This window comes from Amycolatopsis sp. QT-25, assembly GCF_029369745.1.
In the GTDB taxonomy this organism is placed as follows: domain Bacteria; phylum Actinomycetota; class Actinomycetes; order Mycobacteriales; family Pseudonocardiaceae; genus Amycolatopsis.
In genome coordinates, this window is record NZ_CP120210.1 from 3,004,699 (window position 1) to 3,020,824 (window position 16,126).

Below are 16,126 nucleotides of genomic sequence, written 5' to 3' on the forward strand. Positions count from 1 at the left end.
AGTGAGCGCTCGCTTAGCCAGTGAACACAGAGGAGATCGCAGAGTGAACTCGTTCAAGGATCGCGTCGCGATCATCACCGGCGCCAGCCGGGGGATCGGCCTGGGGATCGCCAAGGACCTGGTCGAGCGCGGCGCGAAGGTGTGCATCACCGCGCGCAAGCCGGAACCGCTGGCCGAGGCGGTGGCCGAACTGGGGGGTGAGGCGGTCGCCGTCGCCGTTCCCGGCAAGGCCGACGACGCCGCGCACCAGGACGAGGCCGTCGCCAAGACCATCGAGACCTTCGGGCGGCTGGACATGCTGGTGAACAACACCGGCATCAACCCCGTGTTCGGCCCTGCCCTGGACATCGACCCCGAGGCGGCCGCGAAGATCTTCGCCGTCAACGTGCTCGCGCCGCTGTCGTGGACCCGCCGGGCACGGGACGCCTGGATGGGGGAGCACGGCGGCGCGGTGGTGAACGTCGCGTCCGTCGCCGGGCTCGGCGCTTCCCCGGGAATCGGTATGTACGGCGTCAGCAAGGCCGCGCTGATCCGGCTCACCAAGGAACTCGGCTTCGAGCTGGGCCCGAAGATTCGAGTGAACGCCGTCGCGCCCGCCGTGGTCAAGACCAAGTTCGCGACGGCGCTGTACGAAGGTCGTGAGGAAGAGGTCTCCGAGTCGTACCCGATGAAGCGGCTCGGCGTGCCGGCGGACATCGCGAGCGCCGTGTCGTTCCTGCTTTCGGACGAGGCGGGCTGGATCACCGGGCAGACGGTGGTCCTCGACGGTGGCGTCACGCTGGCGGGTGGCCTGTGACCGCCTCGTTCATCGGTTCCGGTGTCGTCGTCACCGGCGGGGGCGGCGGTATCGGAGCGGTTCTCGCCCGCCGGTTCGCGGCCGAGGGGGCCAGGGTCGTCGTCGGCGACCTGAACGGGGACGCCGCGGCCGAAGTCGCGAAAGAAATCGGCGGAACCGCCGTCGCCGGTGACGCCGCGAGCGAAGCGGGGGTCGCGTCGCTGGTCGAGGCCGCGCGCGAAACCCTCGGCGAGATCGACGTGTTCTGCGCCAACGCCGGCATCGCGCCGATGGGCGGCGTGGACGCGCCCGAAGAGGACTGGGCGCGGATCTGGGACGTGAACGTCATGGCGCACGTGCGCGCGGCGCGGCTGCTGCTGCCGCCGTGGCTCGAGCGCGGCCGCGGCCACTTCATCGCCACGGTGTCGGCCGCGGGATTGTTGACCAGCCTCGGTTCGGCGTCCTACTCCGTGACCAAACACGGCGCGCTCGCCTTCGCCGAATGGCTGTCCGCGACCTACCGGCACCGCGGGCTCACCGTGCAGGCCATCTGCCCGCAGGGCGTGCGGACGGCGATGCTGGAGAACACCGGCCCCGCGGGTGAACTGCTGATGGGCGCCTCGGCGATCCAGCCGGAGCAGGTCGCGGACGCGTTGTTCGAGGCCATCGCCGCCGACCGGTTCCTGGTCCTGCCGCATCCCGAGGTCGCGGACTACTACGCCGCGCGGGCCACGCAGACCGACCGCTGGCTCGGCGGGATGAACAAACTGCAGCGCAAGGTGGAGCAGGTCACCGGCGAATGACCCCCGGACCGCGCACGGGTTCGCCGTGCGCGGCCGCACCTGTTCAGCCGACTTCGTTCAGCTTTCCCGTGGCGACGTCGAACACGAAACCGCGCACGGAATCCTTCTTGGGGATGAACGGGCTGTTCTTGATCCGCGCGAGCGATTGACGGACGTCCTCGTCGAGATCGTCGAACGCCTCGGCGGCCCAAGCCGGTTTGACGCCGACGTCCTCCTGAATGGACTTCTTGAAATCGTCGTCGGTGAAAGTGAGCATTCCGCAGTCGGTGTGGTGAATGAGGACGATCTCCTCGGTTCCGAGCAGCCGCTGGCTGATCGCGAGGGAACGGATCCCGTCTTCGGTGACGACGCCGCCCGCGTTGCGGATGACGTGGGCCTCGCCCTCCTGCAGGCCGAGAACGCCGTAGACGTTGATGCGCGCGTCCATACAGGCGAGCACCGCCACGTGCTTGGCGGGCGGCAAGGGCAGTGGTCCGGAAAAGTGTGCGGCGTAGTCGGCGTTGTTGGCCAGGAGTTCGTCGGTGACCGACATGGTGGTCCCTTCCGGTTGGAGTGCGGATGATTGCACCGTTCGGATGCACGCATGCGCAACCGTGCCCAGGAGCTGGGACCGGTTCCCGAGGTCGATCTTCGCCGGGCGATCGGCCACTCTCTGGTGTACCCCAGGCCCACCGGCACAGCCGACGAAACCGGACCCTCACCCTGTCGAAGTACGTGCAGGTCTCCTTTCCTGCCTTCAGCGAAGGAAGGAGGCCGTCACAGCCCTGCGACTGATCCAGGGATTGATCGGACGCCGAAGGCAGCCACGGACGCTCGTTTTTCGTCCGCCTGTCGGCTTTGCCGCCTTGCGTCGCGGCACGATCCGCGTCCTCGAAGAAAGCCACGGTGAGGCCAGTGTCGTGGGCCGGGATACCACTGTTTCTCCTCGGCCTGCCGACACCGTCTGGGTGACCCAGTGACGAGCGGAGACCGATGATCTGTGTTGTTCTTGCGGGGCACGGCGACGGACTCGTGACGACGGGCCTTGGCTCGCCGGGCGAGCGAGGTGGATCTGATGGTTCGGAGGACGGGGCGTTCTTGTGGTGTTCGGAGGGATCGTCGCACTCGGAATCGGATCGGGGTCGATCTATCGGGTCGGTGTCCCGGACGGTCGCGTGACGGTTCTCCACGAGCGAGCCGGGGCGTTTCCCGATGGTGTCGTGGTCCTGGGTGATGCCGTCTATTGGACCACGATGGGAAATCCCGCTCGGATACCCGGGAAGACAGGGGAACAGGGCCTGGACTACTCGCGGCGCGATGGCGGGCTGCACAGGGTGGACCTTGACGGCGGTGGCGCGCGCGACGTGGTCCCGGCCGGGTCGATCACCACCGGCAAGCAGCTCGTCTCCGACGGAGCCACGACCCTGTACTGGGGAGACCGCGAGGGATGCCGCGTGAGCCGTGTGCGGGTGGACGGGACGGGATTGACCGACCTGGTGGTGAACAGCCGTGATTCCACTGGGCGGCAGGAGTGTGTCGGTGTCGCGGTGGATCCCGCCGCAGGGTGGCTGTACTGGACACAGAAGGGGCCGGCGAAGGGTGGGCAGGGCCGGATTTTCCGGGCGGGTCTGGAGATGCCGGACGAGGTGACCGCGTCGGATCGCCCGGACGTCGAGTTGTTGTGGGAGCACCTGCCGGAACCGATCGATCTGGAGATCAGCGGCGACTGGCTCTATTGGACCGATCGCGGGGCCGCGCCGTCGGGGAACACGCTCAATCGCGCACCGATCCCGCTGCCGGGTGGTCGGGGCGCAGCGCCGCAGATGCTCGCGGATGGCTTCCACGAGGCGATCGGTCTGGCCGTGGACGACGAAGCCGGGGTCGTGTACGTGTCCGATCTCGGCGGGCGGATTTCCGTCGTAGCGCTATCGGAAGGACACGGCCGCGGCTCACGGGTTTTCGCGGACCTGCACGAACCGATCTCCGGGATCGCCGGAATCAGCGACTGAACAAGGCACGAAAGGCAAGAGCAGCATGGCGTACACGTACGACTTCGAGGACATCCGCGACCGCCCGGTGGCGGTGTTCGGCGCGGGGACGCTGGGACGGCGGATCGCGCTGATGTTCGCCTCGCGGGGAGGCACGGTGCGGATCTACGACCCGAGTGCCGAACAGGCCGCCGCGGCGACCGAGTACGTGGCGAAGACCTTGCCGGACGTCGTCGCCGAGCGGGGCCACGGTGAGCCCGGCCGCGCGGAGGCCGCGACGTCGGTGAAAGCGGCTCTCGACGGCGCCTGGCTGGCCGTCGAGGCGGTGCCCGAGCGGCTGGACATCAAAATTCCGCTGTGGGGCCAGATCGACGAGGCCGCCCCCGCGGACACGATCTTCGCCACCAACTCGTCGTCCTACCCGTCGCGGCAGATGGCCGAGAAGGTGCGGGACAGGTCTCGTCTGTGCAATATGCACTTCTATATGCCGCCTGGCTCCCCGGCTGTCGACCTCATGTCCGACGGCGAGACCGATCGCGGCCTGCTGGACACCCTGCTGGCGGTGCTTCCTGAATTCGACATTCACCCGTTCGAGGCTCGCAAGGAAAGTGTGGGGTTCATCTTCAACCGCATCTGGGCGGCCATCAAACGGGAATCCCTGGAAGTGGTCGCCGAAGGCGTCGCCCGCCCCGAGGACGTCGACGGGATGTTCCGGATCAACTGGCACCTGCCCGTCGGGCCGTTCCAGATGATGGACCAGGTAGGGCTGGATGTCGTGCTGGACATCGAAAACCACTACGCGGACGAAAATCCCGACCTGCCCACTGGGCCACGGGAACTGCTGCACGGCTATGTCGACGCGGGCAAGCTCGGGGTCAAAACAGGCGAGGGCTTCTACACCTACCAACGGTCCTGAAGCCGCAGCGGGGAGTGGACTTGCTCGGGTACTGATCAGTGATGCCCGCCGGGTGCGGTGACGAAGCCGACGGTCGTTCCGACGACGACCGATACGGTCGCGGCCCCGCACTCGACGGCGTTCCCCGCAGGCACGGGGGCGAACCCGCCCTGCCATGTGGTGTCGTTGTCGGCCAGTGGACCGCGTGGTGAGACTCGGTGATACCGGCTTCATCGAGGGGTAGGGCGAACGTGTCCGGGCGCCGAAACCATGAATGGCGTGATCGCCATAGAGATCCGGTGCGCGAAGACCGTCCACAAGGGACTTCGGAGCAGGCATCAGTGCCCGATCGGGCGTTTTGCGGAGCCTCGCGCCAGGATCGTGAGTGGTGAGGACGCTTAGGATCAAGAGCGTCTCGGACACCGGCTCGGGCTGATCGCAGGCCTTCGTGTATTTCGGCAGGGTGAGGTCGGCTGCGCCGGTGCGCCTTCATGTACCACCCAGAGGCCCTGCACGGAACGACGATCCGCACTTCGGCCGCTCGCTGCGAGGAGGGGATTGGGGGTCCCGTTCCCCATATCTCGACAAACCGACCGGTATGCTGAGTGTCCGCACGAGAAGGAGCCGGCCATGACACCAGCGACCACCCGGAAGGCCGAAACGGGCGGCGAAGATCAGGCCGCCGTGCCGCGCCGTCTGCTGTCGCACGCCACGAAGCTCTTCGCCAAGAAGGGGTTCGACCGGACCTCAGTGCAGGAGATCGTCGAGGCGGCCGGGGTCACCAAGGGCGCGATGTACCACTACTTCGGCTCCAAGGACGACCTCCTTTACGAGATCTACGCCCGGGTGCTGCGCGCGCAGACCGAGCAACTGGAAAAAGTGGCCTCGAGTGAGGCGCCGCTGCGGGAGCGGTTGCGTTCCGCGGGCTCCGACGTCGTCGTCAGCACGATCGACAACCTCGACGACAACACGATCTTCATGCAGTCCATGCACCAGCTCGGCGTGGAGAAGCAGAAGGCGGTCCGCGCGGAACGCCGTAAGTACCACGAGCGGTTCCGCACGCTGATCGAGGAGGGCCAGGAGTCGGGCGAATTCCGCGCGGACAAACCGGCCGACGTGATCGTCGACTTCTTCTTCGGCTCGGTGCACCACCTCGGTTCGTGGTACCGGCGTGGCGGTGCGCTTTCGGCCCGCCAGATCGGTGACCATTTCGCCGATCTCCTGCTGGCCGCGCTGCGACCCGAGTAGCGCTCAGCCCGGCGGCGCGGACACGAGCCGTTCGGCGAACCATGCGCAGCGACGTTCGAGCACTGTTCCCACCTCCCATCCGGAAGTGAAGGCGAGCAGCCCTGTCGCCGCGTCGTCGGCGGCTTCGGGTGGCCGGCCCTGGGCGGCCAAGCTCGATCGCAACGCTTCGGCGTAGTCGGAGTAGGTGAAGCCGGGCAGCTCGGCGACGAGCGCCGTCGTCGTCCCGAGGTGCGAGTTCAGCCCGTCGAAGGACCGTCCGCAACCGCATTCGGAATCCGCCGAATCTTCGCCGTCGTCGCAGCGCGGGGCGATCCAGATCAGCTCGCCTTCGACACAGTGGTCGAAGTCGTTCTCTCGCGTGCCCTGGGTCCTCGAAGTGGCCACGAGGAGCTTCATGATGACTCCCTGTTCGCTCGGATGTTCGAACAGAGTTGTACCGGCGGGGTCCGACAGTTTCCGGGCGGACCCCGCCGGGGGAGCTCAGGCGGGCAGGTCGATCAGCGGCGCGAGAGCCGCGCGATGCCGCCCAGGAGTGCCGAGAGCGATCTCATCGCTCTTCGCGCGCTTCAAGTACAAGTGCGCGGGGTGCTCCCAGGTCATGCCGATCCCGCCGTGCAGCTGGATCGCCTCTTCGGTGGCGTGGACGGCGATGGGGGAGTTGCGGGCCTGCGCCACCGCGACGGCGATCGCGATGTCGTCACCGGAAGCCAGGCAGTCGGCGGCGTACCGCGCGGTCGCCCTGGCGTTGACCAGATCCGTGTACAGATTCGCCAGCCGGTGCTTCAGTGACTGGAACGAACCGACCGGACGGCCGAACTGGTAGCGCTCCTTGAGGTAGCGCACCGTTTCGGCCAAGGCCCACTCGGCGATCCCGAGTTGTTCGGACGCGAGCAGCCCCGCCGCCGTCACGAGCGCGGTGTCCAAAGCGGACACCGCGGCCGAAGAGACGGCGACCCGCTTCGCGGTCACGTTCTCCAAGCCGACGTCGGCGATGCGCCGGGTGAGATCCAGGGAAATCGCCTCGGTGATCGTCACGCCCGCCGACGCCACGTCGACCGTGTACAGGCCGGGACCGTCGGGCCCCACCGCCGGCACGACGAGCAGTTCGGCCACCGAAGCGTCGGCGACACTCCGGACCTGACCGTTGAGCGTGCCGTCCGCGGTCGCGGTGACCGTCGAGGGGAATTCGGAGCCGGGCGCTGTCGACAGCGGGACGGCCAGCGCGCCGATGAGCGTGCCCGCCGCCAGTTTCCCGAGTCTTTCCGTCACTTCCGCTTGGGACGGGTCGGTCGCCAACAGGGCCGACGTCGCCAGGACGGCACTGCCGAGATAGGGCACGGGGGCGACGCTGCGCCCGAGCTCTTCCATGACGACGGCGACCTCCCGCGCCGAAGCGCCGTGCCCGCCCAGTGCCTCGGGGACGGCGAGGCCCGCGGCGCCGAGGTCGGCCGCGAGTGTGCGCCACAACTTCAGGTCGTAAGGCTCCGCCGACTCGGTCCTGGCGATCAAGGCCGCCGGTGCGGCGCGGCCGGAGAACAGGTCGCGGACGCTCGCGCGAAGGTCCTCTTCGACCTCGGAATACAACAGGTCGCTCATCGGGGCAGGTCCTTCCAGGCGACGTCCTTGTCGATCCGCGGCTCGGAGGGCAGCCCCAGCACGCGCTCGGCGATGATGTTGCGCAGCACCTCCGAGGTGCCACCTTCGATGGAGTTGCCCTTCGCGCGCAGATAGCGGTAACCGGCCTCGCGGCCGAGGAAGTCAACGCCGTCGGGACGCCGCATCGTCCAGTCGTCGTAGCGCAGGCCCTCGTCACCGAGCAGTTCGATCTCCAGCCCGGACGCGGCCTGGTTCAGTTCGGAGAACGCGACCTTGACCGCGGACCCCTCGGGTCCCGGCGCGCCCGCGGCGAGCTGCTGCCGCAGCCGCGAACTCACCAGGCGCAGGCTTTCGCCCTCCACCCACAGCTTCAGCAGCCTGTCGTGCAGTTCGGACGTGCGCAGGTCCGGGCGCTCACGCCAGGTTTCCGTGACGACACCGACCATGCCGCCGTCACGCGGGAACTCGGTCCCGCCGATCGCGACCCGTTCGTTCATCAGCGTGGTCTGCGCGACCTTCCAGCCTGCACCGACCGCGCCGAGGCGATGCGCGTCGGGAATGCGGACCTCGCTGAGGAAGACCTCGTTGAACTCGGCCTCGCCGGTGATCTGGCGCAGTGGCCGGACCTCCACGCCCGAGGCGGTCATGTCACACAGGAAATACGTCATGCCGCGGTGCTTCGGCACGTCGGGATCGGTGCGGGTGACCAGGATGGCCCACTGCGACTTGTGCGCGCCCGACGTCCAGACCTTCTGTCCGGTGACCACCCAGTCGTCGCCGTCGCGGACGGCGCGGGTGCCCAGTGCGGCGAGGTCGGATCCGGCGCCCGGCTCGCTGAACAACTGGCACCACACCTCGCGTTCAGTCCACAGTGGACGCAGGAAGCGCTGGTGCTGTTCCGGGGTGCCGAAGGCGAGAATGGTCGGCGCGGCCATGCCGAGGCCGATCCCGATCCGCCGTTTGTCGTTGTCCGGCGCGCCCGCCGCGGCGAGTTCCTTGTCCACGACGGACTGGAGGGAACGTGGCGCGGTCAGCCCGCCGAGGCCCTCGGGGAAATGGATCCATGCCAGCCCGGCGTCGAACCGGGCGTCGAGGAAGTCCTGCCGGGGCGTGCTTTCCGGCGGATGCGCGGCCAGCAGATCGGCCACGCGCTGCCGGAGATCGTCCACAGTGGTCACTTCGCTGCCTCCGCGCGGTACTTCTTCAGTTCACGATGCGCCAGCGAGCGCTTGTGCACCTCGTCCGGGCCGTCGGCCAGCCGCAGCGTCCGCACCTGCGCCCACATCTCGGCGACCGGGAAGTCCTGGCTGACCCCGCCGGCGCCGAACAACTGCACGGCCTTGTCGAGGATCCACTCGACGGTGATCGGCGTGGAGATCTTGATCGCCTGGATCTCGGTGTGCGCGCCCTGGTTGCCGACGGTGTCCATCAGCCACGCGGTCTTGAGCACCAGCAGCCGCTGCTGCTCGATCTTGACCCGCGCCTCGGCGATCCAGTCCTGCACCACGCCCTGTTCGGCGATCGGTTTGCCGAAGGTCTCGCGCGAAAGCGCCCGGCGGCACATCAGTTCCAGCGCGCGTTCGGCCATGCCGATGGCGCGCATGCAGTGGTGGATCCGTCCCGGTCCGAGGCGGGCCTGCGCGATGGCGAACCCGTCGCCTTCACCGGCGACGAGGTTCTCCGCCGGCACGCGGGCGTCCTCGAAGACCACTTCGGCGTGGCCGCCGTGATCGCCGTCGGTGTAGCCGAACACGTGCATACCGCGTTTCACGGTCATGCCGGGCGTGTCGCGGGGGACCAGGATCATGCTCTGCTGCTTGTGCGGCGGGGCGTCCGGATCGGTCTTGCCCATCACGATGAAGATCTTGCAGTTCGGGTTCATCGCGCCGGAGATGTACCACTTGCGGCCGTTGACGACGTACTCGTCGCCGTCCCGCCGGATGCCGGTGGCGATGTTGCGCGCGTCGGAGGAGGCGACGTCGGGTTCGGTCATCGCGAACGCGGACCGGATCTCGCCCTCCAGCAACGGTTCGAGCCACTGCTTCTGCTGCCGCTCGGTGCCGAACATGGTGAGGACTTCCATGTTCCCGGTGTCCGGGGCCGCGCAGTTCAGCGCCGTCGGCGCGAGCCGGAGGCTGCGGCCGGTGATTTCGGCCAGCGGCGCGTACTGGAGGTTCGTGAGACCGGCGCCGTGGTCACCGGGGAGGAAGAAGTTCCACAGTCCGCGCTTGCGTGCCTCGGCCTTGAGTTCCTCGACGATCGGCGGCTGCGACCATTCACTGTCGCGCTCGGCCAGCTGCTGTTCGAAGACGGCCTCGGCCGGGTAGATGTGCGAATCCATGAACTCGAGGAGCTTTCCCCGCAGTTCCTCGGTTTTCGCGTCGAAGGCGAAGTCCATCCGTTATCCCTCTTCCTTGAGAGTCTCGTTGCCGTGCGCGATCAGGGGAACGACGCCCGCGCCGATGCCGTCGAAGCCGGCACCGACGGTCTGGCCCTTGCTGTAGCGGAGGTGGATGCCTTCCAGGATCACCGCCAGTTTGAAGAACGCGAAACCCACGTACCAGTTGAGCCGCGAGACGTCGCGGCCCGACCGCTCGGCGTAACGCGCGACGACCTCGTCGTTGCGCGGGTAGCCCGGCGCGGAACTGGCGTTCGACACGAACCGCAAGGACACCTTGTCGCGTTCGGCGTAGGCCACCAGCAGCGCCAGGTCGGTCAGCGGATCGCCGAGGGTGGACATCTCCCAGTCCAGCACCGCGGTGATCCGGTCGTCGGCGTTCACCAGCACGTTGTCCAGGCGGTAATCCCCGTGGACGATCGACGGCTCGCCCGAAACCGGCACCGAACCCGCCAGCCGGTCGTGCAGTTCGCCGACGCCGGGGAGCGCACGGCTGCGGTTGCCGTCGAGCTGCTTCTTCCAGCGCCGCAACTGGCGTTCGAGGAAGCCCTCCGGACGGCCGAAATCACCCAGCCCCACCGACTCCGGATCGACGGCGTGCAACTCGACCAGGGTGTCGACCAGTTCGTCCGCGATCGCCTTCGTCCTGGCCGGGCCCAGCGCGGCCAGTTCGGTGTCCGAGCGGAAGGGTGTGCCCTCCACGAACTCCATCACGTAGAACCGCGCGCCGATGACGTCGGTGTCCTCGCACAGCAGCACGGTTTCCGGCACCGGGACGGCCGTGCCGTGCAGGCCGGAGATCACCCGGAACTCGCGGCCCATGTCGTGCGCGGTCGGCAGGACGTGGCCCAGCGGCGGGCGGCGGACCACCCAGCGGGACCGGCCGTCGCCCACGAGATAGGTGAGGTTGGACCGGCCCCCCGCCACGACCTGGCCGCTCAGGGCACCCCGGACGAGCCCTGGCCGGTGCTCGTCCAGATGGGCCCTGAGCCTCACCAGGTCGAGGCCCGGCAGGTCGGACTGGTTCATGGTGCCTCCAGCAACTTGCTTTCCGATGACAGTACCGACCGGTCGGTATGTCAGGTAGAGGTGGCCCGGCGAGGTGCCGGAGGTCACCTTCTCAGGCGATCAGCCGGACGACCATCTCCGCGACGCACGCCGGTTTGGGCTCGCCGTCGATCTCGATCGTCCACCGGACGACGGCCTGCTTGCCACCGGAGACGTCGGTGACCTCGACCAGTTCGGCACCCGCCCGGATGCTCGCCCCCACCTTGACCGGCTGCGGGAACCGGACCTTGTTCAGTCCGTAGTTGATGCCCATCCTGAGCCCGTGGACCCGGTAGAGCTTCCCGACGAAACCCGAAATGAGCGAAAGTGTCAGGAAACCGTGGGCGATCGGGGCGCCGAACGGCCCTTCGGCCGCCTTCTCGACGTCGACGTGGATCCACTGGTGGTCGTCGGTGGCATCGGCGAACAGGTTCACCCGGTCCTGGGTGAGCGTCAGCCAGTCGCTGTAGCCGAAGTGCTCGCCGACGGCGTTCTCGAACTCCTGCAGGGAGGCGAATTCGCGCATGGCTCAGTCCTTCGGTCCGCCGGCGACGTAGATGACCTGGCCGGAGATGAACCCGGCGCCGTCGCTCACCAGGAACGACGCGAGGTTGGCGATGTCTTCGGGGGTGCCGACGCGCTGCACCGGGATCTGCGACGCGGCCGCCGCCTTGAAGTCCTCGAAGGACATGCCGATGCGCTCGGCGGTCGCCGCGGTCATGTCCGTGGCGATGAAGCCGGGGGCGATGGCGTTCGCGGTGACGTTGAACTTGCCCAGTTCGATCGCGAGGGTCTTGGTGAAGCCCTGCATGCCCGCCTTGGCCGCGGAGTAGTTGACCTGACCGCGGTTGCCCAGCGCCGAGGTGCTGGACAGGTTGACGATGCGGCCCCATTTCTCCTGCGTCTGGTACTTCTGCACCTCGCGGGTCATCAGGAACGAACCCTTCAGGTGCACGCCCAGCACCGAGTCCCAGTCCTGCTCGGTCATCTTGAACAGCAGGTTGTCGCGGGTGATGCCGGCGTTGTTGACCAGCACGGTCGGCGCGCCGAGTTCCTCGGCCACCCTGGTCACCGCGGCTTCGACCTGTGCGGCGTCGTTGACGTCCAACGCGACACCGACGGCCTTGCCGCCCTCGGCGACGATCGCTTCGGCTCCCTGCTCGACACCCGCCTCGTCGAGGTCCAGCAGGCCGACGGCGAACCCGTCGGCAGCGAGCCGCTTGGCCACGGCGGCACCGATGCCGCGGCCGGCGCCGGTGACGATCGCTACACGGGAGGGGTGTTCGGTCACGGGTGACTCCTCGTCGTCGAGTGGAAGTGACGTCGAGTCTGCCGTACTGAGCGGTCGGTTTGTAGAGATGCCGGGCCGGGACTTTCGCTGTGATCGTGGTCACGACGGATACTCCCGCGCTGACCGCCTCGATGTCAGCGCCTCGACCTGGGGAATCCGTGAAGGCCTCCTTGAGGGACCCAGAGTCCCTCAAGGAGGCCTTCACGGACCGCAGTCTCGACCCGAATCGCCACCTTCACCGCAGGGGCTCAGCTCACCCGCTTGCCGAGCACCTCCGTGATCAGCTTCGGGAGTTCGCCACCGTGCCACGAACTGGGCGAGAACCGCTCCTGCGCGATCCCGGCCCAAGGTTCGCCGTCGTCCAGCGAAATGCCTTTCTCACGGGGGAGGAACGTGCCGATCTCCTGTGCCGCGACGCCTTCCCCGGCAAGGGTCTTCTCGGCGAGCGCGACGTCCTGCGGCCGCACGGCGACCACGAGCGTCCAGTCGCCCCAGGCCTGGGCGAGTGCGAACCGGCCGCGCCCCGACTGCTTGCAGACGTCGGCGGGCGCGTCGGCCAGCTGGACGTCCGTCGTGATGCGCGCGCCGAGACCGTTGGCACCGCAGAGGGTCCGCACGGTCGGGAAGAGACCGTCGGAGACGTCCATCGCGGCGCGTGCCAGCCCCGCCGCGGCGAGCGCCCTCCCGGCGGCCACCTGCGCCATCGGACGGCAGGCGCGTTCGCGGATGTCCGCGACGACGGACTCGGGGAGCCGTGCCTGCTTTTCGACGAGCAACGCGTACGCCCACAGATATCCCGGTGAACCGACCAGGAGCAGGCGATCACCGGCTTCGGCGCCCGCGCGCCCGAGCCGTCCGCCGGGGACGCATCGGCCGATCGCCGTCGCGGTGAGCTGCCGGACCGGACCGTCCCGGAGGTCGCCGCCGACGACCTTGGTGCCGTGGACCTCCGTGCAGTCGTCGACGCCGTCGAGCAGTCGCCGGAACTCGCCCGCGGTGGTCTTCTTCGGGAGGGTGTAGTTGACGACCAGGCCGAGCGGGGTGGCGCCCGCCGCCGCCAGATCGGACAGGTTGATCGTCGCCAGCAGCCAGCCGGCGTGGTACGGGTCCGTTTCCCCCAGGATGGTGACCAGCGGGGTGGGGCAGCTGTCGGTGGTGGCGACCAGTTCGCCGCGAAGCCCTTCCGGGGCGTCGAGGACGGCGCAGTCGTCACCGAAACCGCGCACACCGCCGTAGCGCGGCCGCAGGATGTGCTCCAGGATCGCGTGCTCGCCGAGGTCGCCGAGGCGGACGTCGTCGGCGATCGGCGACAGTTCAGTGACGCCCGACATGATCCGCCAATCGGGACGGGGCGACGTTGTGGTCGCTGGAATAGTTGTTCGGCATCGTGCCGTAGGGCTGGTCACTGCCGGTGGAAGCGAACAGCATCAGGTTGCAGATCCGCGTTCCGGGGTGCAGGAGTACCGGATGCCGCAGGTGGTTCACGATCTCCAGGGTCAACACGGCCCCGGTCTCGTTGCCGAAGCCGGGGCTGACCTGACCGCACAGGACGACGCCGATGCCGAGCCGCGCGTAGTCGCTCGTGCCGTCGACGAGACCGGCGAGCTTCTCCGAAAGCCCGATCTTCTCCAGTGTCGGTGCGAGAACGACTTCGCCGGGTTCGACGCACAGCCTGCCTTCGGCGTCGAGTTCCTTCGGGCGCAGGTCCGGATACGTGCTCCGGTCGGCGATGTCGACGGTGCCGGTCGATTCCAGCGCGAACGCCTCGTGACCGAGCCGCAGGCTGATCGCGGCGGGGCGGACGAGACCGGGCTCGAACGGGGTGATCGTCAATTCCCCGTTCCGGTGCGCGCGTTTGATGGCCCGGTCGGTCAGTATCCCGCAGCGCGGGACGGGCCAGGTCAACGGCACGGCGCCACCGCTTTCGCGACGGCGCCGACCAGTGCCCGGAAATCGGTCTCGGTCAGTTCGCCGTTGGGCTGGTCGTCGGTCTGGCCCGGTTCGCAGTAGACGACGGTGGTGCCGGCGCGGTGCGGCCCTTGGACCACCACCGTGGCGGTCAATCCCGCTTCGATGGGCCGGACGGTGTGCACGATGGCGGTGTCGCACGAGTAGACGTCGCCACGCCGGACGTGCGGGGCCGCCTCCACTGCGAGCCGGGCTCCGCCGTCCGCGAGCAAGGCGGCCGGATTCGCCGGGTCGGCGCCGTAGCGGTACCGGGTGTACGCCTTCCCGCCTTCGGTCGTTTCGCGGAATTCGACCATGTGCAGACCTTCGCCCGCGACGATGGCCGAGGCGAATTCCCACCGGTGGCTGTGCGGATTGGACTCGCCACGGGACGGTTCCGCGGATTCCGGCCAGACGTGGAGCCGGATGCGGAAATCGGCCGAGGCGTGGAGCACCATTTTGGCGAATCCGTTGGGATGCCAGTAAGAACGTTTCGCCGCGGCACGCACGGCCTCTTCGTCGCCGAGGATTTCCTCGAGCCACGAAAGGAAGACGTCGGGAGCGTCCTGGACCCGGTGCGCGACCGCGCGCAGCCAGGGCAGGTCCGCGTCGCCGTGGCGGGGTCGCGTGCCGGTGACCTCACGGAGGAACGCGGGCGCGGTCGTGAGAGCCGAGGGTGGGGTGTCGATCATGGAGTCGTACCTGGAATTCCTGGAGGGCTGAGCGGGGGCCCGGCGGCGGCCAAGGCGGCCGCGCGGAGCGCGGTGACGGCGTCCAACGTCTGCCAGATGGGTAGGTCGCCGCTTCCCCAAGCCCAGAGCCCTTGATCGGCGTCGTAGCGCTCCCAAAGGGTTCCGAGCGCCCGGTTGAGCCGGGGGAGGGGCAGGAAGGGGGCGGTGGCGAGCGCTTGGACGACCCAGGCTGCGGTGAAGTGCCGGATGATGATCCGGGTCGTTCCTTCCCCGTCGGGGCGAGGCCTTTCGAGATCCTCGGCCACGCCATCGTCCGCATGCGACCGGTCGATGAGCCATTGTGTGGCTTCGTCGGCCGCCTCACGGACGTCGTTGCGATCTTCACGGCCGCACAGGACGTCCCGCAGGACGACGACCGACCGTGCGGTGTGCACCACCGAAGCCTCCGGGGCGACGAGCCCGGCTTCGTTCTTTTCCGGCCACAGGCGTGCGCCGCCGAAGTCGAGCCGGGCCGCCAGGAGGGCGTCGATCAGCCGGTCGGTCAGCGGGGCGTCCGGCCGCAGCCGGACCGCCGTGTGCAACACGGCGGACAGCAGGTACGGGCGGGTCCGGCTGTACGGGTCGAGTGACCCTTCGAGCAGGTCCAGCCCTTCGTCGGCGGACATCGTGCTGGTACGGAACAACGCGTCCACCACCGACGCGGTGGTTTCCGGCCGTTTGCCCCCCGCGCGGCCCCGCCAGCCGTGGTCCGATTGCAGCCGGTAGAGATCTTCGGCGAGCGTATGTAGGTCGATGTAGGGATCGCCTACCAACAGCATGGTGTTGATCCCGTACGCGGTGCTGAGAGCCTTCGGCCCGGTGTCCTTCTGTAGGTTGTGCCGCCAGCCCAGCGGCTTGCCGTCGGCGTCGCGGATCAGGTGCCCGGCGAGTTTCGCGCCGACGGTGTGGAAGACCTGCAACAGGGAACGAGAGGTGTCGACGACGCCGGCGTCGCCGAGGACCGATGGGAGGTGTTCGTGGGGGGAACGGGCCGTCTCCGCCAATGTGACCAGCGCGTTCGCGGCACGGAAATGGTCGTCGAGCCGGCGGGCGTTGTGCGCCGACGGCAGGTACTTGCCGGTCTCCCATTGGGTCAGATTCGCCCTGGTGACCCCGACGATCCGGGCGGTCTCCGCCTGCGTCTCGCCGGCGGCCTTGCGCAACCGCCGCAGCTCCCGGCCGACATCCGACGCGGTAACGGTTTCCGCATCGGGGCTTACCGGCTCGCCGCTTGCCGAGGTAGGCTTTATGTAGGCACTTGACACGGACTTACCTACTTTTGGCGGGCATGGAAGGGCGGTGACTGAACGTGCACAACGGGGAGAGTACAGCAAGTGAATCGGACCGTGCCGACGCGTGGGTCAACGTCGTGTCACAAGCCGCGGAACACCGTGAAAGGCCTGTTCTCCCTGGTCCTGGGGCGCATGA

At 68.4% G+C, this 16,126-nt stretch carries 17 protein-coding genes; 5 read left to right on the top strand and 12 right to left on the bottom strand.

Features of this window, described 5'->3' with window-relative positions; genetic code table 11:
- Positions 1-43: 43 nt before the first annotated feature.
- Both P3102_RS14085 and P3102_RS14090 read left to right on the top strand, forming a co-directional pair.
- Positions 44-796: an SDR family oxidoreductase gene (locus P3102_RS14085; RefSeq protein ID WP_276369568.1), complete on the top strand. Its 753-nt coding sequence runs from the start codon at positions 44-46 to the stop codon at positions 794-796.
- Positions 793-1,578 (top strand): SDR family oxidoreductase, encoded by a 786-nt coding sequence (locus P3102_RS14090; protein WP_276369570.1) that lies wholly within the window; start codon positions 793-795, stop codon positions 1,576-1,578. Before P3102_RS14085 ends, P3102_RS14090 begins: the two co-directional genes overlap by 4 nt.
- Positions 1,579-1,621: 43 nt before the next feature.
- Here the strand turns inward: P3102_RS14090 and P3102_RS14095 are convergent, their stop codons facing one another.
- Positions 1,622-2,110: a carbonic anhydrase gene (locus tag P3102_RS14095; RefSeq protein WP_276369572.1), complete on the bottom strand. Its 489-nt coding sequence runs from the start codon at positions 2,108-2,110 to the stop codon at positions 1,622-1,624.
- Positions 2,111-2,732: 622 nt separating this feature from the next.
- On the opposite strand from P3102_RS14095, the gene P3102_RS14100 reads away from it, so the two are divergent.
- The 3 genes from P3102_RS14100 to P3102_RS14110 all read left to right on the top strand — a co-directional run bounded on the left by P3102_RS14100 (position 2,733) and on the right by P3102_RS14110 (position 5,688).
- Entirely contained in the window at positions 2,733-3,566 is an 834-nt protein-coding gene (locus P3102_RS14100) for a hypothetical protein (RefSeq protein ID WP_276369574.1), read from the top strand.
- A 25-nt stretch (positions 3,567-3,591) separates the two neighbouring features.
- Positions 3,592-4,461, top strand: coding sequence for a 3-hydroxyacyl-CoA dehydrogenase family protein (locus tag P3102_RS14105; RefSeq protein ID WP_276369576.1), 870 nt, complete (start codon positions 3,592-3,594; stop codon positions 4,459-4,461).
- A 609-nt stretch (positions 4,462-5,070) separates the two neighbouring features.
- On the top strand, positions 5,071-5,688 hold the full coding sequence (locus tag P3102_RS14110; RefSeq protein ID WP_276369578.1) for a TetR/AcrR family transcriptional regulator: 618 nt from the start codon (positions 5,071-5,073) through the stop codon (positions 5,686-5,688).
- Positions 5,689-5,691: 3 nt separating this feature from the next.
- Here the strand turns inward: P3102_RS14110 and P3102_RS14115 are convergent, their stop codons facing one another.
- From P3102_RS14115 to P3102_RS14165, 11 genes are all read right to left on the bottom strand, one after another.
- Positions 5,692-6,084, bottom strand: coding sequence for a hypothetical protein (locus P3102_RS14115; protein WP_276369580.1), 393 nt, complete (start codon positions 6,082-6,084; stop codon positions 5,692-5,694).
- A gap of 84 nt (positions 6,085-6,168) precedes the next feature.
- A complete protein-coding gene (locus P3102_RS14120; protein WP_276369582.1) occupies positions 6,169-7,284 on the bottom strand; it encodes an acyl-CoA dehydrogenase family protein in 1,116 nt (371 codons plus the stop codon).
- The gene (locus P3102_RS14125; protein ID WP_276369584.1) at positions 7,281-8,462 is read right to left on the bottom strand and encodes an acyl-CoA dehydrogenase family protein; all 1,182 of its coding nucleotides are present in this window, start codon (positions 8,460-8,462) and stop codon (positions 7,281-7,283) included. Before P3102_RS14125 ends, P3102_RS14120 begins: the two co-directional genes overlap by 4 nt.
- A complete protein-coding gene (locus P3102_RS14130) occupies positions 8,459-9,682 on the bottom strand; it encodes an acyl-CoA dehydrogenase family protein (RefSeq protein WP_276369586.1) in 1,224 nt (407 codons plus the stop codon). Before P3102_RS14130 ends, P3102_RS14125 begins: the two co-directional genes overlap by 4 nt.
- A gap of 3 nt (positions 9,683-9,685) precedes the next feature.
- The gene (locus P3102_RS14135) at positions 9,686-10,711 is read right to left on the bottom strand and encodes a phosphotransferase family protein (protein WP_276369588.1); all 1,026 of its coding nucleotides are present in this window, start codon (positions 10,709-10,711) and stop codon (positions 9,686-9,688) included.
- Positions 10,712-10,802: 91 nt separating this feature from the next.
- On the bottom strand, positions 10,803-11,255 hold the full coding sequence (locus P3102_RS14140; RefSeq protein ID WP_276369590.1) for a MaoC family dehydratase: 453 nt from the start codon (positions 11,253-11,255) through the stop codon (positions 10,803-10,805).
- Positions 11,256-11,258: 3 nt separating this feature from the next.
- Positions 11,259-12,020, bottom strand: a complete 762-nt coding sequence (fabG, locus tag P3102_RS14145) for a 3-oxoacyl-ACP reductase FabG (RefSeq protein ID WP_276369592.1) — start codon at positions 12,018-12,020, stop codon at positions 11,259-11,261.
- A 248-nt stretch (positions 12,021-12,268) separates the two neighbouring features.
- Positions 12,269-13,351 carry a thiamine-phosphate kinase gene (locus tag P3102_RS14150; protein ID WP_276369594.1) on the bottom strand — a complete coding sequence of 361 codons (1,083 nt, stop codon included), beginning with the start codon at positions 13,349-13,351 and terminating at the stop codon, positions 12,269-12,271.
- The gene (dcd, locus tag P3102_RS14155; protein ID WP_276369595.1) at positions 13,335-13,931 is read right to left on the bottom strand and encodes a dCTP deaminase; all 597 of its coding nucleotides are present in this window, start codon (positions 13,929-13,931) and stop codon (positions 13,335-13,337) included. The genes P3102_RS14150 and dcd overlap by 17 nt, the downstream gene beginning before the upstream one ends.
- The gene (locus P3102_RS14160) at positions 13,922-14,659 is read right to left on the bottom strand and encodes a hypothetical protein (protein WP_276369597.1); all 738 of its coding nucleotides are present in this window, start codon (positions 14,657-14,659) and stop codon (positions 13,922-13,924) included. The genes dcd and P3102_RS14160 overlap by 10 nt, the downstream gene beginning before the upstream one ends.
- Positions 14,656-15,948: a helix-turn-helix transcriptional regulator gene (locus tag P3102_RS14165; RefSeq protein WP_276371167.1), complete on the bottom strand. Its 1,293-nt coding sequence runs from the start codon at positions 15,946-15,948 to the stop codon at positions 14,656-14,658. Before P3102_RS14165 ends, P3102_RS14160 begins: the two co-directional genes overlap by 4 nt.
- Between the last annotated feature and the right edge of the window lie 178 nt (positions 15,949-16,126).